Origin of the sequence: Catellatospora sp. IY07-71 (assembly GCF_018326265.1) — a bacterium.
Lineage (GTDB): Bacteria > Actinomycetota > Actinomycetes > Mycobacteriales > Micromonosporaceae > Catellatospora.
In genome coordinates, this window is record NZ_AP023360.1 from 8,130,236 (window position 1) to 8,154,661 (window position 24,426).

General features: G+C 71.9%; 13 protein-coding genes and 2 pseudogenes. 2 read left to right on the forward strand and 13 right to left on the reverse strand.

Features of this window, described 5'->3' with window-relative positions; genetic code table 11:
- Positions 1-8: 8 nt before the first annotated feature.
- Together CS0771_RS36420 and CS0771_RS36425 are read right to left on the reverse strand one after the other, a co-directional pair.
- Positions 9-581 (reverse strand): hypothetical protein, encoded by a 573-nt coding sequence (locus CS0771_RS36420; protein ID WP_212845205.1) that lies wholly within the window; start codon positions 579-581, stop codon positions 9-11.
- Positions 578-10,387 (reverse strand): toxin glutamine deamidase domain-containing protein, encoded by a 9,810-nt coding sequence (locus CS0771_RS36425; RefSeq protein ID WP_212845206.1) that lies wholly within the window; start codon positions 10,385-10,387, stop codon positions 578-580. The genes CS0771_RS36420 and CS0771_RS36425 overlap by 4 nt, the downstream gene beginning before the upstream one ends.
- A 199-nt stretch (positions 10,388-10,586) precedes the next feature.
- On the opposite strand from CS0771_RS36425, the gene CS0771_RS36430 reads away from it, so the two are divergent.
- A complete protein-coding gene (locus CS0771_RS36430) occupies positions 10,587-11,018 on the forward strand; it encodes a YbaB/EbfC family nucleoid-associated protein (protein ID WP_212845207.1) in 432 nt (143 codons plus the stop codon).
- Entirely contained in the window at positions 11,008-11,394 is a 387-nt protein-coding gene (locus CS0771_RS36435; RefSeq protein WP_212845208.1) for a hypothetical protein, read from the forward strand. Before CS0771_RS36430 ends, CS0771_RS36435 begins: the two co-directional genes overlap by 11 nt.
- A gap of 161 nt (positions 11,395-11,555) precedes the next feature.
- On the opposite strand, the gene dnaE is transcribed toward CS0771_RS36435, so the two are convergent.
- From dnaE to CS0771_RS36490, 11 genes and pseudogenes are all read right to left on the reverse strand, one after another.
- On the reverse strand, positions 11,556-15,098 hold the full coding sequence (gene dnaE / locus CS0771_RS36440; RefSeq protein ID WP_212845209.1) for a DNA polymerase III subunit alpha: 3,543 nt from the start codon (positions 15,096-15,098) through the stop codon (positions 11,556-11,558).
- Between the two features lie 90 nt (positions 15,099-15,188).
- A pseudogene (locus CS0771_RS36445) lies at positions 15,189-16,184 on the reverse strand (MinD/ParA family protein); the annotation flags it as partial.
- Positions 16,185-16,458: 274 nt separating this feature from the next.
- Entirely contained in the window at positions 16,459-17,505 is a 1,047-nt protein-coding gene (locus CS0771_RS36450; protein WP_212845210.1) for a hypothetical protein, read from the reverse strand.
- A gap of 46 nt (positions 17,506-17,551) precedes the next feature.
- Entirely contained in the window at positions 17,552-18,490 is a 939-nt protein-coding gene (locus tag CS0771_RS36455) for an RluA family pseudouridine synthase (protein ID WP_212845211.1), read from the reverse strand.
- Between the two features lie 146 nt (positions 18,491-18,636).
- Positions 18,637-19,098, reverse strand: a pseudogene (locus CS0771_RS36460) (signal peptidase II); the annotation flags it as partial.
- 146 nt (positions 19,099-19,244) lie between these two features.
- A complete protein-coding gene (locus CS0771_RS36465; protein ID WP_212846252.1) occupies positions 19,245-19,679 on the reverse strand; it encodes a TraR/DksA C4-type zinc finger protein in 435 nt (144 codons plus the stop codon).
- Between the two features lie 583 nt (positions 19,680-20,262).
- Positions 20,263-21,759, reverse strand: coding sequence for a potassium/proton antiporter (locus tag CS0771_RS36470; protein WP_212845213.1), 1,497 nt, complete (start codon positions 21,757-21,759; stop codon positions 20,263-20,265).
- Complete coding sequence (locus CS0771_RS36475; protein WP_203741017.1) at positions 21,756-22,076, reverse strand: DUF167 domain-containing protein; 321 nt, start codon at positions 22,074-22,076, stop codon at positions 21,756-21,758. The genes CS0771_RS36470 and CS0771_RS36475 overlap by 4 nt, the downstream gene beginning before the upstream one ends.
- A gap of 159 nt (positions 22,077-22,235) precedes the next feature.
- Positions 22,236-22,898, reverse strand: a complete 663-nt coding sequence (locus CS0771_RS36480) for a hypothetical protein (RefSeq protein WP_212845214.1) — start codon at positions 22,896-22,898, stop codon at positions 22,236-22,238.
- Positions 22,899-23,276: 378 nt separating this feature from the next.
- Positions 23,277-24,056 (reverse strand): DivIVA domain-containing protein, encoded by a 780-nt coding sequence (locus CS0771_RS36485; protein ID WP_203741013.1) that lies wholly within the window; start codon positions 24,054-24,056, stop codon positions 23,277-23,279.
- A 54-nt stretch (positions 24,057-24,110) separates the two neighbouring features.
- The gene (locus CS0771_RS36490; protein WP_203741011.1) at positions 24,111-24,407 is read right to left on the reverse strand and encodes a YggT family protein; all 297 of its coding nucleotides are present in this window, start codon (positions 24,405-24,407) and stop codon (positions 24,111-24,113) included.
- Between the last annotated feature and the right edge of the window lie 19 nt (positions 24,408-24,426).

Below are 24,426 nucleotides of genomic sequence, written 5' to 3' on the forward strand. Positions count from 1 at the left end.
CCTGCGGCTCAGCCGGCCGTCTGCTGATGCGCTGCGCTGACTCGACGTGCGGCCTCCTGCCGGCGCGCCTCCCAGTCTCGGTCGAACCTGTCCAGAGCCTCTGCACTCAGATCCGGCTCCGGTGCCCGTCCCGCGTGCATCTCTGGATTGCGTTCAGGAAGGCCGTCGATGTGACCGATGCGGATGCTTCCGGCCTCCCGGCCGAATGACCCACCCCGTTCATAGACCATGAGCAGCGGCTCGAAGGGGTCCGGCAGGCCCTGCGGCCACTCCCGCAGTGTGGTGAAGTTCAGCATGAATCGGATGAAGCGCTTGTCGTGCGGGCGCATACCGCGTCCGACCAGCCCAGCCAGCACCGCCTTGACGGACTCGTCATCGAGCTGGGCAGAGGGGTCCGCCGCGGCCGCGATGTCGAAGAACGGCCACTCGTCCATGCGGCCAAGGGCCTGAGCCCACAGCGCGGACCGGCGCAGGTACTCCCGCATCAGCACAAGGCGGGAACCGTTGTGCTCGATACTCTCCTCGAACTGCAGACTTCCGAGCCGCCGGACCAGCCGCTCCGTACTGGTACCTGTACTCATCGCCGCCCCCTCATCGTCTCCAGGATCATGCTGGCCACCGCTTCAAGGTTCTCAAGATCGAGCGGCGTCTCCAGCTCCGGGGTGGGCAGACCGTAGGCGCGGTAATGCTTGAACGGCGTCAACCACGAGTATTGCGGTGCCAGATAGTGCGCATGGAACTTGTTCGGGACGAACTTCTCGTAATAGTCGTCGGGACCCTCCTCCTCCCAGCACTCCGGATCCGCGAGGTTGAATGGAATACCTTCCTCGATCAACCTCGACTCAATGTATTCATGGGCGAGCATCATGGCGAAGTACTGCACGTCGTCCTCGTCAGCCTGCTCCTGGTTGTAAGCCATCTCCCAAGGGTCAGCATTGCCGTGGTACGCCCTGAAGTAGACCCCGTGCTCCACCACGTTCGGACCTGCGGCGACGTCGTGCCGGTCGACGAAGAGGTTGCGCCACGCGCGCGTGATCACCTCGACAGGATGCCCGGTGTACTCCGCGATCCGCGCGAGGTCGTCCGACGACCACGACCGGATCTCGGCGTATCTCTCGGCCGCGCCTGGCTCAGACCCGCTGGCATGCCTGATCGGCTCACCAGGGGAAGGGCTCGCCTCAGCGGTGCCACCCGGCTCGGGAAGCGGTTCGACTGAGGGGTTCGCCGCAGCGCCAGGAAGCGGGACACCAGGCGTCTGGTGCGCGGATTGTGCGTGATGCTGCGGCAGCGCCTGTTGTTCGGGGAGTGCATTCTGCTGCGCGAACTGGGTCTGCTGCTGAGCCAGATTGGCCTGCTGCTGGGCGAGAGCCTGCTGCTGCGCCAGCGCCTGCTGCTGCGCCAGCGCCTGCTGCTGAGCCTGCTGCTGCGCGAGCTTCGCCTGCTGGGCGGCCTGACCCCACGGGGTCTGGGCCAGCGGGGCGATGTCCTGCGCCTGGCCGTTCGCGTCCAGCATCAGCGCGTGCAGGCCGACCACGTTCGACCCGTTGGCCGGGTTGCCGTCGTGCCCGTACAGCGTCACGTTCTCGCTGATCGCGCCGGTCTGCGGGTCCAGGAACAGGATCGTGCCGCCCTGGTTGACCGCGAGCCAGGCGTGCGAGTTGCCGCCCTGCCACTCCGTCACGATCATCATGGCCGACCCATGCCCGGCCTGCTGCAACTGCTGCGTGATGGTTGCGAAGCCCCAGTCGGACCACTGCTGCTGGGTGGCCGCGGGCTGGTTGGCCATGTTCGGGAAGACCGTCTGCCACTCCCCGCCGACCTGCGCCGCGACCCGCTGCATACCGCCGGTCTCGCCGTTGGCGGCCGCGTTGACGTCCGTGCCGGCGTACGCGTCGAGCGTGCGCGGCGCGGCCACCTGCGGCCGCCCCCGCCAGGTGCGCCAGGCCGAGATCATGCAGTCCACGCAGTTGACGCCGCGGGTCGGGTCGAACGACGGCCCGCCGTCGTTGGCCAGCCCGAACCAGCGGCCGATCCGCGGGTCGGGGGTGGCCTGCAGCGTCCCGTCCGGGTGGCGCGGCATGGCGGCGACCAGGTCGTCCTGGTGCTGCCGCAGCGGCACCCGCAGCCCGCCCCGCTGGCCGTAGGGCCGCCCGTCCGTCGGCGGGACGTCGTGCTGCGGCTGGCCCTGGTCGGTGTTGACCGCGGCCCAGGCGGCCGGGTCGGTGATCTCCGTGCTCTGGCTGGCCGTGTACCAGCCGTTGTAGGCCGCCTTGGAGCGGTTGCCCAGCTCCACCGACCAGTTGCGGTGGTACTCGGCCCACTGGTCGCACAGCGTGGCCTGGGCCAGGTCCGGGTTCTGGGTGCGGTAGTGCTGCGCCCAGGCCCGGTAGCGGTGCATCTCCGACAGGTGCTGCGCCGACTGCGCGGCCAGGGCCTGCGACTCCTGGTGGCGCCGCTGCAGCTCGAAGTTGCTGCGGCGGGTCATGAAATTGTGCCGGTACGGCCACTGCGGGTGGTGCGGGTCCGACGGCGGCACCGGCTGCATCGGCGTGCTGCCGGGCTCCGGCAGGGTGCCCTGCGGGTCGACGGGACCGGCCGGGTCGGCGTCGCCGGTTAGGGCAGCGTCCCCTGCTCGCGGCGCCGGTGCGACTCCGCGAAGATCGCCTCGATCTCCGCTTCGCTGGGCAGCGGGTGCGTCCCCTGCGAGATCAGCATCGAGATCTGCTCGGCCCGCGCCCGGTCGATCCGACGGCGCCGGTCGTCCCAGCTCTGGCTGTTCATGATCTGCGACACCGCGTCCGGGCGGTACCGCCAGCCCCCCGCTCGGTGGTCGTACATCAGCGACTCCCGGCTGCCGGGTCCCTTCACGATCAGGCCCGTCGGTTCCTGGTCCGGGTGGTACTCCACGTCCTTCACGTAGAGCGCGAAGTAGCTCAGCATCCTCTTCCCTCAGGTTGGGGGCCACCTTGGGGGTGACCGCGAAGTCGTCCGGGGTGAGGTCGAACTCGGCGATCAGGTCCGCGGGCGTACGCCCCTCCTGCGCCAGCTGCCGGCGCAGTTCGGCCATGACCTCCGGCTGCTCGGAGAGGAACTTGGCAAGGCCGTTGTCCTTGGCCGCGTCGCCGCCCATGCCGTCCGGGATCGCGTCCATGATACCGGCGCGGCGGTTGGCCTCGATCATCGACAGCAGGGCGCGCACGCGCTGCTCGGCGGGCTGGCTGTCGTCGCGCAGCACCTCGTAGTCGTGGTGCGTCTGCTGCCACAGCTCGAACGACAGCTGCGTCGGGAACTGCACCTCGAACAGGGTGCCGTCGTCGGCGCGGAACGTCGCGTTGGTGCCGTAGAACCGGTTGCCCGGCCGCCAGAAGTCCTTCGGCGGGCCGTCCAGCTCGTAGCCCAGCTCGCGCATCTCCGCCACCAGCGCGTCCATCGCCTGCCGGTAGTCGGCGCCGTCGGGCATGACCACGGAGAAGCGCACCGCGTCGTTGATGGTGTCCGAGAAGTGCTGCGGCCCGTGGGCCTGCCCTTCCAGCAGGTACTTGCGCTGCAGCGAGCCGCGGCTCTTGTACCGGGTGTCGTCGGTGTCGGGCAGCAGGTGCAGGTCGGCGGCGTCGCGCAGCGCGGGCGAGCCGTTGACCTCGGCCATGGCCCGCTCGATGTCGGCCATGATCTCGGCCGAGCGCTGCCGCGAGGTCTCGTAGACCTCGTCGAGCATCGCGAACTCTTCGGCGGTGAGCCCGTCGACGGTGGGCTCGGGCTCGAAGTACGCGCCCATCGGCTCCGGCGGCGCCGTCGCCGGACCGGTCTGCGGTGCGGCGTCGGCCGGCGGCTCGGTTAGGGCAGCGTCCCCTGCTCGCGGCGTCGGTGCGACTCCCGGAACGCCTCCAGGAGCTCCTCCTCGCTCGGCAGCGGGTCGGTCCCCTCCGACAGCCGCATCGCGATCTCCTCGGCTTCCTTCCTGGTCACCGACTTCCGCCGGTCCTCGTGACGCCAGCTCCCCAGGATGTACCCCGCCGCTTCCGGGTCGTACCGCCACGTCCGGGCCCGGTGATCCCAGATGATGTACTCCAGGCGCCCGCTCCCGGCGATGATCAGGCCCGTCGCCTGCTGGTCCGGGTAGTCCTCGATGTCCTTGAGAAAGAGCGCTTGGTAGTACAACATCCAGGTTCTCCAGGTCGGCGGCGGTCTTCGGGGTGACAGGCAGGTCGTCCGGGGTGAGGCCGTACTCTGCGATCACGTCGTCCGGGGTGCGGCCCTGCGTGGCGAGCGCATCGGTGAACTGGGTCCAGACCTCGGGGTTGGACTTGATCCACTTCGCGAGCCCGGCCTCCTTGGCCTGGTCACCCTCCGTGCCCGGCGGGATCGCGTCGAGCATACCGGCGGCGCGGTTGATCTGAAGCATCTCCAGCATGGCCCGCACCCGGGCCTCCGGCTCGGCGTGCTGGTCTCGCAGCACCTCGTACTGGCCGTGGGTCGCGTGCCAGACCTCGTACGACAGCTCGGTCGGGAACTGCACCTCGAACAGTGTGCCGTCGGGTGCCCGGAACGTCGCGTTCAGGCCGTAGAAGCGGTTGCCCGCCCGCCAGAAGTTGTTGACGTTCTCCGCGAGCTCGTAGCCGCCGGCGCGCATCTGCGCGACGACCGCGTCGTACGCGGGCTGATAGTCCGCACCGTCGGGCAGCTGGATCGAGAACCGCACCGAATCGTTCACGCGCGCCGCGAACGCCTCCGGGCCACCCGTCCGACCTTCGAGCAGGTACTTCCGCTCCAGCGACGCGCGGCTCTTGACCTTCTGGTCGGTGTCGCGCAGCGGCACCGACCCCTCAGGCAGCCCCAGCTGCTCCGCCACCTGGGCGGTCATCCGCTCCAGGTCGGCCACTATGCGCTCCGACGCCGCACGCGCCCGCTCGTAGACGTCGTCGAGCATGGCGTCCTCGTAGCCGTCCGGCCTGTCCGGCGACGGCTGCGCCGAGGGCTGCGGCGACGGCGTGAAGAACCGGCCCGCGGGATTCGGCGGCGCGCTGGGCGGGTCGGTGGGCCCCGCCGGGGTGCCAGGGTCGCTGTCACCGGTCCGCTGACTCGGGAGCTGCGGCTGCTGCTCCGCGTCGGGGCGCGCGGCAAGATCGGGAGAGCCCTCGCCCTCGGGCGACGGGTCTAGTCGTCGTCCTGCGGCGGTTCGCCCTTCCACTGGAAGATCCAGAGAATCGTCTCCTCGTCGGGGAGCGCCTCTTTCCCCTCCGTGATCTCCAGCATCAGTGCCTCCGCCTCGGCCCGGCTGATCTGGTCGTACCGGTCGATGTTCTCCGCCTTGAACCGGAACGCCGCGATCGACCGCGGGTCGAAGATCCACGCCTTGCGGCTCTTGTTCCAGAGCATCGCGTCCGCCGGGTCGTTCGCCCGGACCACGAAGATCCCCCTCGGCAGACCGTCCCTCTGGTCGCGCACGTAGGTCTGATAGTAGTTGATCATCGATTACCTCCAGCCTCGCCTCGAGTTCCGGCGTCAACGGCAGATCGGCCGAGGTCAGGCCGAACTCGTCGAGCACCCCGCCGACGCCGTCGAACGACACGCCCTGCTCATCCAACCACTCGCGGTAGCGCTGCCAGGTGTCCGGGTTCTTGGCCACCCACTTGGCGAAGCTGGTGTCGATCGAAGGGCTGGCGTCGGGGAAGCGCGACCGGACGAGGTCCTCCAGGCCGGGCGGCACGTTCTCGTTGAGTCCCAGCTCCTGGTTGACCGCGAACATGCTCAGCAGCGCGTGGACCTTGCGCGGATCCAGCTCGTTGTCCTGGCGCAGCACCGCGTACGCGTCGTGCGTGAGCGTCCACGCCCGGAACGACTCCGCGGTCGGGAACTGCACCTCCATCAGGCCGCCGTCAGGCGCGCGGAAGGTCGCGTTCATGCCGTGGAAGCGGTTGCCCGGGTGGAAGAAGTTCTTCAGATCGGTGAGCTCGTAGCCCGCCGCCTCCAGCGCCTCGATCGCCGCTTCCAGGCCGCCCCGGTACGCGTCGCCGCCGGGCAGCTGCAGGCTGAACCGGGCCGTGTCGTTGACCGTCGCCGCGAAGTGCTCCAGCTCGCTGGTCTGGCCCTCGGTCCAGTACTTGCGCTCCAGCGAGTCCTGCGCCTTGACCATCGCGGCGGTGCCGCGCAGCCGGACCGGCGGCTCCGGCTCGGTCGACGGCGGGTGATCCTCGTCCCCGTCGATCTCGGCGTCCAGCACCAGGTCGGTGTCCACGCCAAGGGCGCGGTTGAGGTCGATCGCGATGTCCCGCAGCACCGGCAGCGCGTCGGCGGCCCGGTCCTGCGCCGCCGCGTACAGGCCGTCGATCATCTCCTGCTCGGCCGGGTTGAGATCGACCAGCGGCCGGTCCGGGCCGGGCGGCTTGCCGATCGTCACCGGGGTCGTCTCGGCGCCGTACAGGCGGCCGGGCAGCAGGCTGCGCTGCTCGGCGGCGCGGAACAGGGCCGCCTCGCCGAACGTGGTCGGCGTCGTGCCCGCCGCGTGCACGACCGTGCCCTGGTCGCCGCCGACGACCAGGCGGCCGTCGACCATGCGGATGTCGACCGCGAGCGGCCGCCGGTACTTCGTCCGGTCCGGGTCCTCGCCCTCGGGCATGCTGCCCAGCGGCTCGTCCGGCCGGTGCACGCACACCGGAACGGTGGGCAGCCCGGCCAGCCGCGCGGCGCGCATCCGGCGGTTGTCCATGCTGGACATCGAGCCGTCGCCCCAGGCGACGACGTGCGCCGGCCCGCCGCGCCAGCCGGTCTCGGCCATCCGGTCGGCGAACTCCTGCATGGTCATGTCGCCGCTGTTCGGGCTGACCGAACGCTGGGTGAAGCGGATGTCCTGCGGCGAGACCAGCGCGGTCTGCGGCAGCATCGCCTCCAGCCGGGCCCGGTCGGCGTCGTCGAGCACCGACGGGTCCGGGTAGCCGAGGTCGCTCAGCGTCGCGTCGCCGACGCCCAGGTCGGCGAGCTCCTCGTCGGTGAGCGGCCGCTGCATGTCCGCGTCGAGCTGGGTCGCGTGCACTCCGGCGGGCGCGGCGGCCGGGTCGGGCTGGCCCTGGTACTGCGACCAGGCTCCGGTGGGCGCGCCGTCGATCAGCGACTGCTCGCCGTCGGGCCCGATCACCATCGCGTCCATCTGGATGATGCCGTCGGTGAACGGCGGCGTGGTGCTGGGTATGCCGGGCGGGGACTGCGGGTCGGCGTACATGATGACGCCGCCGTCGTTGAAGACCGGCCACGTGTGCGCGGTGCCGTCGCTGGAGTGGTGGATGACCACGGCCATCGCGCCCGGACCCGCCTGGCGCAGCTGGTCGGCCAGGCGCGCGTACGCCGCGTCCACCGCCTGCCGGGCACCGGCCTGGTCCAGGCCCCGGGTGTCCGGGCACAGCTGCTGCAGGCGGCCGTTGAAGAAGTCCTCGATGCGGTGCGGCCCGCGCGGCTCCGGGCCGGACGGCTGGTCCGGGTTGCCGGACGCGAACCCGTCGAAGGTGCGCGCCGCGGCACAGCGGGGCCGCCCGTGCAGCCAGGTGTCGGCCACCGAGAGCAGCACGTCCACGCAGTTCACGGCACGGGTCGGGTCGGCATTCGGGCCGCCGTCGTTGGCGTAGCGCAGCCAGCCCGAGCGCAGCGGCGGGAACCGCAGCGGACGGCCGTCCGCGTCGCGCGGGACCGCGTTCTCCAGGTCGAGCTGGTGCTGGGTGAGCACCGGGCGGTAACCGCCGGGCTGGTCGTAGCGGCGGGTCGCGTCCACCGACGGCGGCTGGTCGGTGCCGGTCAGCGCGGACACGTCGTCGGTGGTGACGCCACCGCGGGTGAAGTCGGCCCCATCGTGCCGGTTGAGGGCGTCCCAGGCGGCCGCGGCCAGCGCGCCCGGCCGGCCCATCGACGCCAGGATCGCGCGCCGCTGCGCGCGCAGACCGCCGTGGTACGCGTCGCTCCAGCGCCGCGCCTCGGCCCGGGTGCGCTCACCGTCGCGCCGCCCGTCCCCGGCGGGACGGGGCGTGGTGTCGGCACCGGACCGGCTCGGGTCGGTCGCGGGCACCACGCCGACTGCGGCCGCCGCCGCGTCCGTCTGCTGACGGCTCGGCTGGTCGGCAGCGGCGGGCTGCGTGGCCGGACTCTGCGCGGTCGGACTCTGCGCGGTCGGAGACTGCGTCGTGGGGCTCTGCTGGGTGCTGGCCGGATTCTGCTGACCGGTCGTCCCGTGCGTGGTCGGGCTCTGCTGCGTCGCGGGGTTGGTCTGCGTGGCGGGGTTGGTCTGCGTGGCGGGGTTGGTCTGCGTGGCGGGGTTGGTCTGCGTGGCGGGGTTGGTCTGCGTGGCGGGGTTGGTCTGCGTGGCGGGGTTGGTCTGCGTGGCGGGGTTGGTCTGCGTGGCCGGGTTTGTGGTCGCCGGGTTCGTCTGCACCCCGGCGGTGGTCTGCGCCGTCGGGTTCGGCTGCGTCGCCGGGTTGGCCGACGTCGTGGCGCTGACCTGGGCCGTCGGGTTCGGCGAGGTCGCCGGATTGCTCGACGGTGCCGTGCTCGCCGGGTTCGTGGCACCGGTCTGCACCGACGGGTTAGTGGTGGCCTGCGCACTCGGGCCGGTCTGCGTGTTCGGGCCGGCCTGCACGCTCGGGCTCGCCTGCACCGACGGGCTGGTGGTCGCGCCACCGGCCTGCGCGGTGAGGTTCGCCTGGACCGACGGCACCGAGGCCGACACACCGCCCGTGAGGCGCGCGCCGGTCGTCGGGTTCGTGCCGGACGAGGAGGATCCGCTCGTGCCGGAGCTCTGGGTGCCGCTGCCGGAGGTGGTCGTGGAGCCACCGCCGGAGGTGGACCCGCCGGTGGTGCCGGACGTGGCCGAGGTGCCGGTCGACGACGGGGCGGTGCTGGTCGAGGCTCCGGTGGACGGTGCGCCGGTCGAGGTGCCCCCGGAGGTGCTCGTCGAGGTGCCGGCCAGGCCGCCGCCCGAGGCGCCGGTGGCGGACGGGGTGGGCGCAGCCGGAGCGGACGTGGTGGCGGGTGGCGCACCGGCCAGTGTGGACGACGGCGCGGCCGCGGCCGGAGCCGCCGGGGCGGCCATGGTCTGTGCGGCGGGCGCCGCGGCCATCGGTGCCACGACCGTGTTCTGCGTGGGCACGCTCGGCGCGGCCGGGGCGGCGGGCGCCGCCGGAGCCGGGGCCGGGGGCGCTTCGGCCGGTGCGATCCCGGCCAGGCCACCGGTCGGGCTGTGGCCGCCGGAGCCGGTGTTGCCGGAGTTGCCGCCGGTGCTGGGCGCGCTGGGCCAGTTCGCGGAGTCGTCGGTGACCTGCCGTGGCTGCACGTCCGGCTGGGCGCCGGTCGAGGTGGTCGCTGCGGCGGCGACGATGGGTGCGCTGGTGTTCGAGTCGAGGTCGGCCCCGGCCATGTTGCCGACCAGGTCCGAGGTCATGTTGTTGAGCTCGCCGGTGAAGTGGCTCGTGACGCTGGACCGCGCGCCCGAGGTCGCGGCCATGCCCAGGTTGCCCAGGTCGGGCATCTGGCCGGTGGCCAGCGAGCCGCCGATGTCGCCGAGCACCTCGCCGCGTACGCCATGGGAGACCTTGCTGACGAACGAGCCGTTGTGGCCGCCCGCCAGCGTGCTGGCCGCGCCGCCCGCGAAGCCCGCCCAGCCGGACATGAGCAGGTCACCGGCGTCCAGGCCGTCGCGTCTGCCCTCGGCCACCTGATAGCTCTGGATGGCGCCCTGGGTGAGCAACTCCTCCTTGGCCTCGTCCAGGCCCTCCTTGCCCGCCTTGATGGCCCACTTGCCGAGCTTCTTGGTGAAGTCCTTGCCGAGGTCCTTGATCTTGTCCTTGATGGCGCGCTTGATGCCGCGCTCGATCAGCGATTTGATCAGCCGCTTCAGGATCTCCTTGATGGCGAAGCGGGTCGCCATGCAGACCGGGCCGGCTGCGGCGGTGGACGCGCCGAAGGTGAAGAACGCGGCGACGGCCAGCGCGATCAGCTCGATCAGCAGCAGCCCCAGCTCGATGTAGTACTCCAGCTTGGCGCCCTGGATGTCGCAGCCGCCGCCTTCGAGCATCTCGCCGAGCACGCCCGCGACGTGCGCCGCGGCCTGCAGCGCGGACTTCTCGGAGCCCGAGCCGATCTGCTCCCAGGCCTCCTTGATGGCCGCGGCGACCTTGCCCTCGGCGCCGCCGAACGCGGCCACCGCGTCCAGCGCGGCCCGCTCGGACTCCACCAGCGGCTCGGCGAGGTCGGCGGCGACGGAGTACCAGTCGTCAGCGAGGTCCCAGGTGGCCTGCTCGTCCCCCTCGGGCCAGTCCATGCCGATGACCCAGTCGAGGCACTCCTTCATCCACCCTGGAGCGTCGAAATAGGACAGCGGATGCGGAATAGGCGACGGCAACCACGACATCTCCCCGCACCCTCCCCAGAGTTCGGTGTCCGCGTGCCACGCTTCCCGCTCCCCGGCGGGCCCGCGTCGATCGGCGCGCGAACGCTGTGGGTAAGTTACTCGATCCGGACAAGAGTGCGCCAACCCGGTTGCGGCGCAACGTGCCGAGCCGGGCTAGAGTCGGTCAGGCACTGGCAGCACGACGAAAGGGCAGCCCCTCATGGCCCAACGCTCCGATCGCGACGCCAACTGGGCGCTGCGGGAACGCTTCGCGCAGGTGCACGACCAGTACAACAAGCTGCGCTCCGGCATGGGCGAGATGCAGGCGAAGCTGCACGCCTACCGGGCCACCGAGAAGTCGCGCGACGGTCTCATCAAGGTGCAGGTCGACGCGCGCGGCCGGCTGGTGAAGGTGGACCTGGAGCCCGCCGCGCTGCGCTCCTACAGCGCCACGGGGCTGGCCGAGGAGATCACCCGGGTGGCGGCCCAGGCCAGCGAGGCCGCGGGCGCGGGCGTCACCGCGATCATGGCCGAGGTCATGCCGGCCGACTCCGGCGCGATGTCGTTCCTGCGCACCAACGACATGAACGACCTGCTCAAGCGGCACGACGACATCATGGACTACCGGCCGGAGACGCGCGATGAGCGGTGACGAGATCCCGATCCGGCACATGAGCTGGCCGTCGGGCGACGGCACCCACATGGACCTGGACCAGGCGCGCGACGCGGGCCGCCGCATGTTCGCGGCGGGTCAGGACGTGTCGTCGCTGCGTTCGGGCATCGGGGCGAGCATCGACTCGGCCGGGCAGTCGCGGCCGTGGGGCATGGACGACGTGGGCAAGGCGCTGGACGAGGGCTACAGCAAGATCGCGCCGACCATCCTGACGCTGTGGCAGCAGGTCGGCACCGCGCTGCAGACGATGGGCACCAACATCGGCGGCGCCGCCGACAACACCACCTCCGCCGACGTGGCCGCGAGCCAGCGCGCCCAGCAGGCCGGCAACCACCACCCCAACATCCCCATCTGACGCCGGTCCCGCACGCGATGGCCGGCCACCGGCGGGTGCGCGTCCGCGATGATCGCGAGTTCGTGTCATAAAGTCGGGTCCAACCCCAGGTTCTGACACGAGATCGCGATCATGCCCCGGCCGCCCAGCCCGCGCGGCCCGGCCCAGCCCGGCGGCCAGGCTCAGGCCGCCAGCGCGCCCGGACCCAGTAGCGCCTTGAGGTCGGCCATCAGCGCCGGGACCGGTGCCACCCGCATCGGGCCCAGCCGGTATGTCGTGCTCTTCTGGCCGTTGACGATGCGCACGTGCACCTCGGCCTTGCCGGGGTGGGTGGCCAGCACCTCGCGGAGACGCTCGGCCAGCGGCGGCGTGACCCGGTTGGCGGGCAGCGCCAGCACCACCGGCCGGGCGCCGTCGTCGGTGATCGTGGTGTCCGGGATGGACATGTCCATCGCCATCATCCGGGCCTGGTCGTCGCGCCGGTCCACCCGGCCCTTGACCACGACGATGGCGTCCTCGGCGATGTACTGCCCCACCAGGTCGTACGTGTTCGGGAAGAACAGCACCTCGACCGCGCCGTCCAGGTCCTCCAGCGTCGCCGAGGCCCAGGCCTTGCCCTGCTTGGTGATGCGCCGCTGCACCCCGGACAGGATGCCGGCCAGCGTGACGATCGCGCCGTCTGCGACGGAGCCCTCCTCGGCCAGCGCCGCGACGGACATGTCGGCGGCCTTGCTGAGCACGTGCTGCAGGCCGAACAGCGGGTGGTCGGAGACGTAGAGCCCCAGCATCTCGCGCTCGAAGACGAGCAGGTCGGTCTTGTCCCATTCGCCGGCCGGGATGGGCGGGGTGACGATCATGCCGCCGCCCGCCGCGGCCTCGTCGCCGCCGCCGAACGCCGAGCCGAACAGGTCGAACTGGCCGATGGCCTCGTTCTTCTTGACGCTCATGAACGAGTCGATGGCGTCGGCGTGCACCGAGAGCAGGCCCTTGCGCGGGTGGTCCATCGAGTCGAAGGCGCCCGCCTTGATCAGCGATTCGATGGTGCGCTTGTTGCAGGCCACCGCGTCGACCTTGCGCAGGAAGTCGTAGAAGTCGGTGAACGCGCCCTGCTCCTTGCGGGCCCGCACGATCGCCTCGACCACGTTCGCGCCGACGTTGCGCACCGCGGCCAGGCCGAAGCGGATGTCGTCGCCGACGGCGGTGAACCGGGCGGTGGACGCGTTGACGTCCGGCGGCAGCACCTTGATGCCCATGCGGCGGCACTCCGCCAGGTAGACGGCGGACTTGTCCTTGTCGTCGCCGACGGAGGTGAGCAGCGCGGCCATGTACTCGGCCGGGTAGTTGGCCTTGAGGTACGCCGTCCAGAAGGAGACCAGGCCGTAGCCGGCGGTGTGCGCCTTGTTGAAGGCGTAGTCGGAGAACGGGACGAGGATGTCCCACAGCGTCTTGATCGCCGCGTCGGAGTAGCCGTTCTCCTTCATGCCGCCGGAGAAGGGCACGTACTCCTTGTCGAGGATCTCCTTCTTCTTCTTGCCCATGGCGCGGCGCAGCAGGTCGGCCTGGCCGAGCGTGTAGCCCGCCAGCTTCTGCGCGATGGCCATGACCTGCTCCTGATACACGATCAGGCCGTAGGTGTCGCCGAGGATCTCCGACAGCGGCTCCTCGAGCTCGGGGTGGATCGGCACCACCGGCTTGCGGCCGTTCTTGCGGTCGGCGTAGTCGTTGTGCGCGTTGGCGCCCATCGGGCCGGGGCGGTAGAGCGCCAGCACCGCGGAGATGTCCTCGAAGCCGTCCGGGATCATGGAGCGCAGCAGCGAGCGCATCGGGCCGCCGTCGAGCTGGAACACGCCCAGGGTGTCGCCCCGGGCCAGCAGCTCGTAGGTGGGCTTGTCCTCCAGCGGCAGGTCCTCCAGCACCAGGTCGACGCCCCGGTTGGACTTGATGCCCTCCAGGCAGTCGTCCATGACCGTGAGGTTGCGCAGGCCGAGGAAGTCCATCTTGAGCAGGCCGATGGACTCGCAGGCGCCCATGTCCCACTGGGTGATGATGGCGCCGTCCTGCTCGCGCTTCTGGATCGGCAGCACGTCCATCAGCGGCTCGCCGGACAGGATCACGCCGGCCGCGTGCACGCCCCACTGGCGCTTGAGGCCCTCGATGCCCTTGGCCGTGTCGACGACCTTCTTGGCGTCCGGGTCGGACTCGTACAGCGCCCGGAACTCCACCGCCTCGGGGTAGCGCGGGTGGTTGGGGTCGAAGATGCCGGTGAGCGGGATGTCCTTGCCCATCACCGCGGGCGGCATCGCCTTGGTGATCTTGTCGCCGACCGCGAACGGGTAACCCAGCACCCGGGCCGCGTCCTTGATCGCGGCCTTTGCCTTGATTGTGCCGTACGTGATGATCTGCGCGACCCGCTCGTCGCCCCAGCGCTGGGTCGCGTAACGGATCATGTCACCGCGCCGGCGCTCGTCGAAGTCCATGTCGATGTCGGGCATGGACACGCGGTCGGGGTTGAGGAAGCGCTCGAACAGCAGGCCGTGCGACATCGGGTCCAGCTCGGTGATGCGCAGCGCGTACGCGATCAGCGCGCCCGCCGCCGAGCCACGGCCCGGACCCACCCGGATGCCCTCCTGCCGCGCGTACGCGCACAGGTCGGCGGTGACCAGGAAGTAGCCCGGGAAGCCCATCTTGCAGATGACGTCGAGCTCGTAGTCGGCCTGGCGCAGCCGGTCCTCGGGCACCCCGTTCGGGAAGCGCTCACGCAGGCCCCGGTGCACCTCGGCGCGCAGCCACGACTCCTCGGTGTAGCCCTCCGGGACCGGGAACGACGGCATCAGGTTGCGGTGCGCGAACACCGACTTGTAGTCGCCGATCCGCTCGGCGATCTCCAGGGTGTTGTCGCAGGCGCCCGGCACCAGCTCGTCCCACTGGCGGCGCATCTCCTCGGCGGACTTCAGGTAGAAGTCGCGGGCGTCGAACTTGAACCGCTTCGGGTCGGCCATGGTGGAGCCGGACTGCACGCACAGCAGCACCTCGTGCGCGTCGGCGTCGTGCGCGTAGGTGTAGTGCAGGTCGTTGGTGACCACCGGCTTGAGATTCATGTGCTTGCGCAGCCGGTCCAGCCCCTCGCGGGCGGCCTTCTCGATGCTGATGCCGTGGTCCATCAGCTCCAGGTAGAAGTTCTCCTTGCCGAAGATGTCCTGAAACTCGCCCGCCGCCGCCACGGCCTTGTCGAAGTCGCCGATGCGCAGCCAGGTCTGGATCTCGCCGGACGGGCACCCCGTGGTCGCGATGACGCCCTTGCCGTACTTGTGCAGCAGGTCGCGGTCGGCGCGCGGCTTGTAGAAGTAGCCGTCGAGGCTGGCCTGCGACTGCATGCGGAACAGGTTGCGCAGGCCGTCGGCGTCGGCCGCCAGCATCGTCATGTGGGTGTACGCGCCACCGCCGGAGACGTCGTTCTCGCCGCCCTCGGCCCAGCGCACCCGGGTGCGCTCCTGGCGGGGCGTGTTCGGGGTCAGGTAGCTCTCCACCCCGATGATCGGCTTGATGCCCGCGGCCGTGGCCTGCTTGTAGAAGTCGTACGCGCCGAACATGTTGCCGTGGTCGGTCATCGCCAGGGCGGGCATCTGAAGGCGATCGGCCTCCTTGAACAGCTCCTTGAGCCGGGCCGCGCCGTCGAGCATCGAATACTCAGTGTGCACGTGAAGATGCACGAAAGAGTCGCCCACGGCGCACCCACCCCCAGCTTGTCGACGGTACCGCTCAGCCTAGTCGGGCGCTCCGACGCGTTCCACCCGCCGCTCCCGGGGTGCCCGGCGTCACCGGCCGAACGGCTCCACCATCGCCGCCGCCGCGTGCAGCCACGCCCGCTTGGTGGCCGGCTGGAGCGCGCCGTGCTCGATCGAGGAGCCGGTCTCCAGCGCCGGGTCGAAGGGCACCACGACCACCGCACGGGTCCGGGTGGCGAAGTGCTTGCGGAAGTCCTCCAGCAGCGGCTGGTGCCCCGGGGTGGCGCAGGACAGCAGCGTCACCGCGTTGTCCGCGAGCGCGCCGAGACCGATCTCGTGCAGCAGGTCGATCATCCAGTCCGCGGTGAACGCGGCGTCCTCGCGCGGCACCGTGGTGATCACGAGCTGGTCGGCGGCGCGGATCACCGTCTGCCAGTTGGCGCTCTCCACGTTGTTGCCCGTGTCCACGCAGACCACCTCGTGCGTGCGCAGCAGCAGGTCCAGCACGCGGCGCACTGTGTGCTGGTCGAGGCGCTGGGCGAAGCGCGGGTTCTCCTCGCCGGCGAGCACGTCGTACGACCCGTCGGAGGCGTGCCGCAGGTAGTCGTCGAGCCGGTCCTTCAGCTCGGGCCCCGCCGTGTTCTCGATCTCGATCAGGTCGGCGAGCAGGTGCCGGATGGTCCGGGCGTGCCGGGCGCTGCCGGCGCGCAGGCCCAGCGTGCCCCGCAGCTCGTTGTCGTCCCAGGCCAGCACGCCCCGGCCGCGCACGCTGCCGATGGTGGCGGCGGCCAGCACGGTGGCGGTGGTCTTGTGCACCCCGCCCTTGGGGTTGGCGAAGGCCAGCACCCGCGGCTTGCCCAGCTGCCGGCGCAGCACCGAGACGGCCCGCTCGACGTCGTCGGGGCGGGCGGCGGGCCGCCACTCCAGCCGCTCGGTGGGCGGGGCGTCGTACACCGGGCCGGTGGAGGTGGCCGTGGCCGGGCCGGGCGGGTAGGGCCGGGGCTCGTCGCGCGGCGGGGCGGCGCGGGCCCGGTCGAGCAGCAACCGCCAGCGGGAGGTCTGCTCGGCGGGCGTCAGCTCGCCGGGCCGGCCCCACCCGGTGGAGTCGTCCCCACGGTGGCCGTTGCGCTCCACGGTGTGCCGCCCTCCCCGCCCCTGCCTGAGTATCCGATGATCAAACGCGCTGCCAGGCTACGCACCTCGACACCGGCTTGACCACCCTATGTGCTCGGGCACCCGCTCCTCCAGACCCTCTCGGCCGATTCCCGCCGCCGAAGGCGAGGAGGCCTTGCGTACCGGCGCCCGCTGTGTTCAACGACACCATTCGATGCCGAGTATGGACTCCACCGGGCGACACCCGTCAGCCCGCAGCCAGCAGGGACCGGCTCGGGCTCGGCAGGCCCGCCTCCGCGCCCGGGGTGGCGGTGGCCTCACCCGCCCCCGGCGCGGATCCGGACGGTGCCGGCTGCGGCGAGGCGTCCGGGCTGCCGGACGGGCGTGGCGAGGGCTCGGGTGAGGGGCCGTCCGCGGCGCCCGGACCGGCCGACGAGCCGCCCGACGGCTCCGCCGACGGCGACTCCTCGGCCGGGGCCGAGGGCGTGGCGGTGGCCGACGGGCCGGCCTGGCCGACCTGCTCGGGCAGCGGCGGCAGGAACACCGCCCGGTCCAGGCGGCGCACCTCGGGCGCCGGGTCGACCGCGCGCACCTCGGGCCGCGCGGCGATCTGGTCCAGCGCCGCCGGGGTCGCCCGCACCACGGCCGCGTACACGCAGGTGCAGGCGGCCCGGTAGGCCTCCGCCTCGGCCGCGGCCACCCCGGAGTCGTCCAGGTAGGTGTCCCGCAGCCGGTCCTCGGCGGCGTCGGCGGTGCGCAGCTTGGCCGCCAGATCCCGGAAGTCGCCCGCGTCGGCCGCGCGCCGCTGCGCCACCTGCCGCATCCCGGTAACCACGTCATCCGGGATCTGGAAGGCGGGGATGCGCACCGACTGGGTGTCCGCCTCCTTGAGCGGCACCCGGGCGAACACCTCGACCACCGACACTCCGCCGAGCACCGGCGTGAGCCGCTTCGGTGCCAGGTATGCCTTGAGGCTGACCAGGGCGTACGTCTCCACCGGGCTCGCCGCCGGGCGCTTGAGCAGCGTCGCCAGCTCCGAGCGCGCCTGCCGGGCGTACACCGGCACCGACTGCCCCTGCACGACGCCGACCTGCACCGTCTCGCCGATGGCGGTCTCGGCCTCCGCGGTGGTGCCGCGGTGCGCGGTCCACACCACGGCCAGCAGGGCGCCGGTGACGCCGCACAGCGCGACGCCGGTCAGCAGCCGCAGCCGCAACCGGCCCCGCGCCACGCGGGCGAAACCCCGTGCCAGCCGTGGCACGACCACCTGATCCAGATGCCGCAACGGGCGCATCCGGCGTTCCTCTCGTCCGGCCTCGCGCGGGGGGCGCGAGCGCGTGTCAGCCGGCCTCGCGCAGCAGCGAAAGCGCCTGCGCCAGGTCCGGTGGGTACTCGCTGACGAACCGGACCTCGAGTCCGGTGCCGGGGTGGATGAAACTGAGCTCGCGCGCGTGCAGCCACTGCCGGTGCAGGCCGAGGCGGGCGGCGAGGGTCGGATCGGCGCCGTAGGTCAGATCGCCTACGCAGGGGTGGCGCAGTGCGGAGAAGTGCACCCGGATCTGGTGGGTGCGCCCGGTCTCCAGCTTGATGTCGACGAGGCTGGCGGCGGGGAAGGCCTCCAGCGTGTCGTAGTGCGTGATGCTGGGCTTGCCGCCCGACATCACCGCGAACTTCCAGTCGTGCGTCGGGTGCCGGTCGATGGGGGCGTCGACCGTGCCGCGCAGCGGGTCGAGGTGGCCCTGCACCACCGCGTGGTAGCGCTTGTCCACCTCCCGGTGCTTGAACGCCCACTTGAGCGCGCTGTACGCCGATTCGCTCTTGGCCACCACCATCAGGCCGGTGGTGCCCACGTCGAGCCGGTGCACCACACCCTGGCGCTCGGCGGCGCCGCTGGTGGCGACGGTCTGGCCCATCGCGGCCAGCCCGCCGATCACGGTGGGGCCGGTCCAGCCGGGGCTGGGGTGGGCGGCCACCCCGACCGGCTTGTCGACCACGACGATGTCGTCGTCGCTGTGGATGATCCGCAGACCCTCGACCCGCTCGGCGACCACCTCGGGTGCGGTGGGCGGGGCGGGCAGGGTCACCTCCAGCCAGCTGCCGCCGGTCACCTTGTCCGACTTGCCCCGGGGCACGCCGTCGACGAGCGCGTCGCCGGCCTCCACCAGGGTCGCCGCCGCGGTGCGGGACAGCCCGAACAGCCGGGACACCGCCTGGTCCAGCCGCATCCCGTCCAGGCCGTCGGGCACCGGCAGCGAGCGGCTCTCACCGCGCAGGCTCATGCGCCCCACGCCTGGGAGCGCGGGTCGGTCGGGACGTTGGCCGAAGCCGGGTCGCGCGGGTCGCCCAGCGCCCGCACCTCGTGCCGGGCCTGGCCGCGGCGCTGCGCGTGCAGGTCGGTGGCCTGGGCGTCGTCGTCCTTGCCGGAGCTGATCCGGGTGCCGTCGCGCTGGCGGCCCAGCAGCTCCAGCAGGATCGCCAGGCTGACGCCGCCGACCAGGGCCATGTCCGCCACGTTGAAGATCGGGAAGGCCTGCCCGTGCGGGTCGAACACGCTGATGAAGTCCACCACGTGCCCGTGGAACGGGGCCGGCGCCCGGAAGACGCGGTCGAGCAGGTTGCCCACCACACCGCCGAGCACCATGCCCAGCGCCAGCGCCCAGGGCAGCGAGCGCAGCTGGCGGGCCATCCACCCGATCCAGCAGAGCACGCCGACCGCGATGATCGGGAAGATGTAGGTGTGGTCGGCGAAGAGGCTGAACGCCGCGCCGCTGTTGCGGGTCAGCGACATGTAGACCGCGCCGCCCAGCAGCCGGATCGGCTCGTCCGGGTCCAGCTTCGTCGCCCACTCCTTGGTGGCCACGTCCAGCCCGAGGGCGAACACCGCCATAGCCGCGAAGATCCCGACCGCCTTGCCGCGGCTGATCCGGCTTGGGGAGTGTTCCGGTTCCCTCTGGTCCGCCTGCTCCACCGACACACTCCCCTGTCCCGGGCGCCTTCGCGCCCTGCCGTTCACGCCGCGACCACCTTACGTGGTCAGCGGCGCTCCTCCAGCTGCTTGCACGTCACACACAGCGTGGCCGAGGGGAACGCGGCCAGCCGCTCCACCGGGATCGGGTTGCCGCACCGCTCGCACCACCCGTAGCTTCCCTCATCGAGCCGCTCCAATGCGCGCTCGACCTGGGTGATGCGCTCCAGGATGTTGTTGGCGAGGGTGATCTCCTGCTCGCGCTCGAACGTCTTGGTGCCGGTGTCGGCCTGGTCGTCGCCGGCCGAGTCGGTGAGGCGGTCCCGCTGCAGTTCGGCGATCTCCACGAGCGTGTGGTCGTACTCCTCCTGCAGCTCGTCGCGGCGCGCGGTGAGCGCCTGCCGGATCTTCTCGGTCTCCGCGGCGCTGCGATCACCCTTCTTCGCCGGGGTGGCCTTGGCGGCCGTCCGGCTGGCGGTCTTGGACTCGGCAGGTTTGACCATGGTCGCTCCCTCGGCCGCGGACGTGGCGGCGCTCGGCGTTGCCTGGGCAGGGGGATTCTCTTCCGCTCCGGCGGCAGGCCGCCGGGTGGCCGTGGTGGCGCGGGCCGACTTCTTGGCGTCGGCCGCGGCCGCGGCGGGCTTGGCCGCCGTCTTCCGCTCGGTCGCGGGCGCCTTCGCGCTCACGCTCTTGGCGGGCGTGGTCTCTGAGGTAGCCGTCACCGATTCCCCCTTCGCCGTGGCCGCCCCCGCAGCCACTGTCTTCACGGAGCGCTTCGGCGCCGCGGTGGTCTTCGCGACGGCCTTCTTCGCCGCCGCTCCGGTCTTGCTCCCGCCTGTCCTCTCGGCCATGGCGTCCCCCAGATGCAAAACGGGCGCGCGGCTCAGGCCGCGCACTCCAATAGGCTGGCAAGAATACGGAACGTATGGACGGTCCACAAACATGCCACGCGCTGCCTGACCATTTCGCGACAACGCGCAGGACCGCCTTCGCCGTACGCGGCCGGATGCGCCCCGATGGGCCCTCCGGACACGACCGTCCCGGCCCCTCCCTTTCCCATTAAATTGGCAAAAGGGACAATATCACCTAGTCACCGTGTTCCCGGCCGTCCTCCCCGAACCAGTGCGCCAGCCGGCCCCGCCGGCTCACCGCGCGCAGCCGCCGCTCGGCCTCGTCCCGGACCGCCTCGGTGGTCACGATCAGGAGGCTGTCGCCCATCCGCAGCCGGGTGTCGCGATCCGGCACGAACCCGACACCGCCCCGCAGCACCAGCGTCACCGACGCGCCCACCGGCAGCCGCAGCTCGTCCAGGTGCACCCCGGCCAGGCCGGAGCCGTCCGGCACCTCCAGCTGCAGCAGGTCGGCGTGCATGCGCTCCAGCGGCGCGGTCTCCACCCGCAGCTCGGTCGCCTCGGCCGGGGCGGTCACCCGCAGCCGCCGGGCCACCTCGGGCAGCGTGCCCGCCTGCACCAGGGTGAACAGCACCACCAGCACGAACACGATGTTGAACAGCGTCTCGGCCCCCGGCATCCGCTGCGCCATCGGGATGGTCGCCAGCACGATGGGCACCGCCCCGCGCAGCCCCGCCCAGGACAGGAACGCCTGCTCGCGCCAGCCCACCCCGAACGGCGTCGCACAGACCAGCACCGACAGCGGCCGCGCCGCGAAGGTCAGCACCACGCCCACCAGCACCGCGGGCACCAGCATCTCGATCAGGCCGGGCGGCGACACCAGCAGGCCGAGCAGGACGAACAGCCCGATCTGGGACAGCCAGGCCAGCCCGTCGGCGAACCCGAGGATCGCCTGCCGGTGCGGCAGCCGCGCGTTGCCCAGCACCACCCCGGCCGCGTACACCGCCAGGAAGCCGGAGGCGTGCGCGACGGCGCCGCCCGCGTACGCGAGCACGGTCAGCCCGATCGCGGCCAGCGGGTAGAGGCCGGCCGCGGGCAGCGCCGCCCGGCGCAGCAGCTCCCGGCCGACCAGGCCGACCAGCAGGCCGATCACGGCACCGGCCAGCAGCTCGTACGAGATGACCAGCGCCTCCAGCCACCACGGCCCGACCGCGCCCGTCGTCGACAGCAGGATGACCAGGAGGACGACCGGGGCGTCGTTGATGCCCGACTCGGCTTCCAGCGTGGCCACCAGCCGGGGCCGCAGCCGCAGCCGGCGCAGGGTGGAGAAGACCGCCGCCGCGTCGGTGGAGGACAGCACCGCGCCGATCAGCGCGGAGGTGCGCCAGTCCCAGCCGAGCAGGAAGTGGCAGGAGACCGCGACCACCGCGACGCTGACCACCACGCCGACCGTGGCCAGCGCCGAGGCCAGGCCCAGCACGGGACGCAGCATGGTCCAGCGGGCGGTCAGGCCGCCCTCCGCGATGATCAGGACCAGGGCGCAGGTGCCGAGCATCCGGGTGACCTCGGCGTCGTCGAACCGGAGGCCGAAGACGGAGCCCAGCAGCACGCCGAGCGCGAGGTAGACCAGCAGACTCGGCACGCCCAGGCGGGTGGACCAGCGCACCGCGGCCACGGCGACGAGCAGCACCGCGGCCCCGATCAGCAGGGCCACGTCCAGGTGCGGGATCAATGTGCCGCCTCGCGCAGCGCGGACAGGCGGGCGCCGAGATCGGCCGGGGGCGACGCGACGAGGAACAGCTTGTCCCGGCTGGTCTGGCCGGTGCGCAGGGAGACGCTCGCGGCCGGCAGCTCCAGCGCCTCGGCCAGCGCCCGGCGGGCCGCCTCGGTCGCGCGGCCGTCCACGGCGGGGGCCTGCACGGCGACGATCAGCGCGGGCCCGTGCGGCCCCGGGTAGGCGCCGCCCACCCTGGTGCGGCCCGCGCCCGGTTTGACCCGAACCGCGACAACGGCGGGTTCTGTCACCGACGCTGATCGATCACGTGCCATAGCCCATTGTGCCGGTCCGGCTCACCGGACGTGACGGCAGGTCCTCCGGTGTCCCGCCGGGGAGCCGGGAGCGGTGCGGCGCCGCGTGGGCGGTCGCCGTACCCTCCCGGGCTCCCACCCGAGGAGATCAGCGGAGACACCGGAGGACCGGGCCGGTGGTCAGACCCGGCGCGCGTCGGCCAGCAGCGCGCTGTCCGGCTCGCACAGCCCGCACGGGCTGAATCCGAGGTCGACGGCCTCGGAGACCGGCAGCGGCTCGTACGGGCGGCCCAGCAGGTGCACGCAGCCCGCCACGTGGTAGCGCGGGCGCCCGTCGATGACCAGCACCTCGGCCCCCATCCGGGCGATCCGGGCGGCGTCGGCCGGGGAGACCCGCTGCGCCACGGGCTCGTCCGGCGGGTCCTCGTCGTCGAAGTCGTCGGCCCGCCCACCGGCGCCCTGTGCGGGCAGGACCACCTCGGTCTGCTGGTATCCCGAGGCCATCGGTTCGGTGTCGGTGCGGCCGAGCACCGGCTGGCGCACCGGCTCGTCGTCCCAGTCGTCCCGCTCCGGGACCCGGGGCGGCACCACGGCCCGGCCGCCGGCACGGCGGCCGACCGGTTCGTCATCCTCGTCACCGTCGAACTGCTCGTCGTCCTCGTCGTCGAGGATGCCCGCCGCGGCCCTGGCGGCGGCGGCCTGGCGCGCGCCCACCACGAGGGCGACCGCAGCCAGCAGGCTGGTACCGATCGAACCGACGAGCAGACCGCTCGACCCGTCCGTGAGTCCCAGCACGAGCAGCACAACGGCAACGAGGATGAGCAGCAGACTTGCGACTATCACAGCTCACCCCCGCCGCGTCGGCTAGATCCAGGTGTCGAAGGGCAGGCAGACCGTCCGGGGGGACCGGGCGGCTGCGAACCCGTCTTCTCACTCCGACACGGGAGGGTCCCGCACCGGCGAACCCGGGCCACCGTGCCGGCGTGTGCCGGCCGGCCCTGTCCGGGCTCGTTCTTCCATCTGCGTGCGAACGGCAGCTGTCGAGGGGTGAGGCTGCCGCGGTGGCGCTGGAGGGGTGAGTTACTGGTGGTGCTGGTGAAGCCGGTGGTGCTGGTCAAGCTCTGTGGTGCTCGGGTCGGCCCGCGCCGGCACGTCCCGGCGGCCCGCCGTCAGGGCGGACCGCCCCGGGACGCGTCGCGCGGCGCGGGTGACCTGGCCGGATCAGCGGCCGTTGAAGGAGCCCGAGCCCGCGGCGGCCAGGCCGCCCGAGCCCGCCGGGCGGTCCTCGCCACGGCCGATCTCGGCCTCGAGGCTCTGCCCACGGCCCTCGAGGTCGCGCAGCTGGCTCTCCAGGTACGCCTTCAGGCGCGTGCGGTACTCCCGCTCGAACTGCTTGAGCGTGTCGATGTGCTGCTGCAGCGCCGTGCGCTTGGCGTCCAGGCCGCTGATCGCCTCCTGGTGGCGCTGGCGGGCGTCGCGCTCCAGCGCGTCGGCCTTGGCCCGCGCGTCGCGCGTGACCTCCTCCGCCTTGGAGCGGGCCTCGGACAGCACCTTGTCGGCCTCGCGGCGCGCGTCCGACACGTGGTCGTCGGCGGTGCGCTGGGCCATCATCAGCACGCGCAGCGCCTGCTGCTCGCCCTCCGGGCCGGACATGGCCGCCGCGGCCGCCATGCCGCCGCCGCGCAGCTGCTCCAGCTCGTTCTGCATGGCGCGGGCGGCCTGCTCGGCGGCCGACTTGTCCCGCTGCATGCGGTCGAGCTGCGCCTTCATCTCGTTGAGCTCGGCCGCCAGGCGCGGGTCGGGCCCGCCGGGACCGACCGGGCGGCCACCGCCACCGCGCTCGGCCTGCATGCGCAGCTCACTGTTCTCTTCGATCAGACGGGCGAGTTCGCGCTCAACCTCATCAAGGAAGGCGTCGACCTCCTCCTCGTCATACCCCCGCTTGCCGATCGGAGGCTTTTTAAAGGCGACGTTGTGCACGTCGGCCGGGGTGAGCGGCATCGAAACTCCTCGGGTCAGTCGCGGCCGCGTCGGCGTCCGATCAACGGGTGGGGGTCACCCGAGGATCAGGCTCCGAACGATAATCATCAGCACTAAAAGGATAATCAACAGGACGATGGAGCTCAGGTCGATGCTCACGGTACCAATGCGCAACGGTGGGATCACACGCCTCAACGCTTTGAGAGGCGGATCAGTGACGCTCCACACCACTTCGAGCGCGGCAGCCGACCCACGGGCCGGCTGCCAGCGCCTGCTGAAGGAGAGCACGTAGCCCATCACGAACCTGGCCAGGAGCACCAGGTAGAACAGGTAGATCGCGAGATAGGCGACCTGCAGGACAGGCGAAAACACGACAGTCGGCGTCCCTCGG

Bases quoted from the DNA above. Each gene is read 5' to 3' on its own strand.
- CS0771_RS36430 (WP_212845207.1), top strand. From the start codon at position 10,587: ATGGCCCAACGCTCCGATCGCGACGCCAACTGGGCGCTGCGGGAACGC.
- CS0771_RS36450 (WP_212845210.1), bottom strand. From the start codon at position 17,505: ATGCGCCCGTTGCGGCATCTGGATCAGGTGGTCGTGCCACGGCTGGCA.
- CS0771_RS36455 (WP_212845211.1), bottom strand. From the start codon at position 18,490: ATGAGCCTGCGCGGTGAGAGCCGCTCGCTGCCGGTGCCCGACGGCCTG.
- CS0771_RS36485 (WP_203741013.1), bottom strand. From the start codon at position 24,056: ATGCCGCTCACCCCGGCCGACGTGCACAACGTCGCCTTTAAAAAGCCT.
- CS0771_RS36475 (WP_203741017.1), bottom strand. From the start codon at position 22,076: ATGGCACGTGATCGATCAGCGTCGGTGACAGAACCCGCCGTTGTCGCG.
- CS0771_RS36435 (WP_212845208.1), top strand. From the start codon at position 11,008: ATGAGCGGTGACGAGATCCCGATCCGGCACATGAGCTGGCCGTCGGGC.
- CS0771_RS36465 (WP_212846252.1), bottom strand. From the start codon at position 19,679: ATGGTCAAACCTGCCGAGTCCAAGACCGCCAGCCGGACGGCCGCCAAG.
- CS0771_RS36420 (WP_212845205.1), bottom strand. From the start codon at position 581: ATGAGTACAGGTACCAGTACGGAGCGGCTGGTCCGGCGGCTCGGAAGT.
- CS0771_RS36425 (WP_212845206.1), bottom strand. From the start codon at position 10,387: ATGTCGTGGTTGCCGTCGCCTATTCCGCATCCGCTGTCCTATTTCGAC.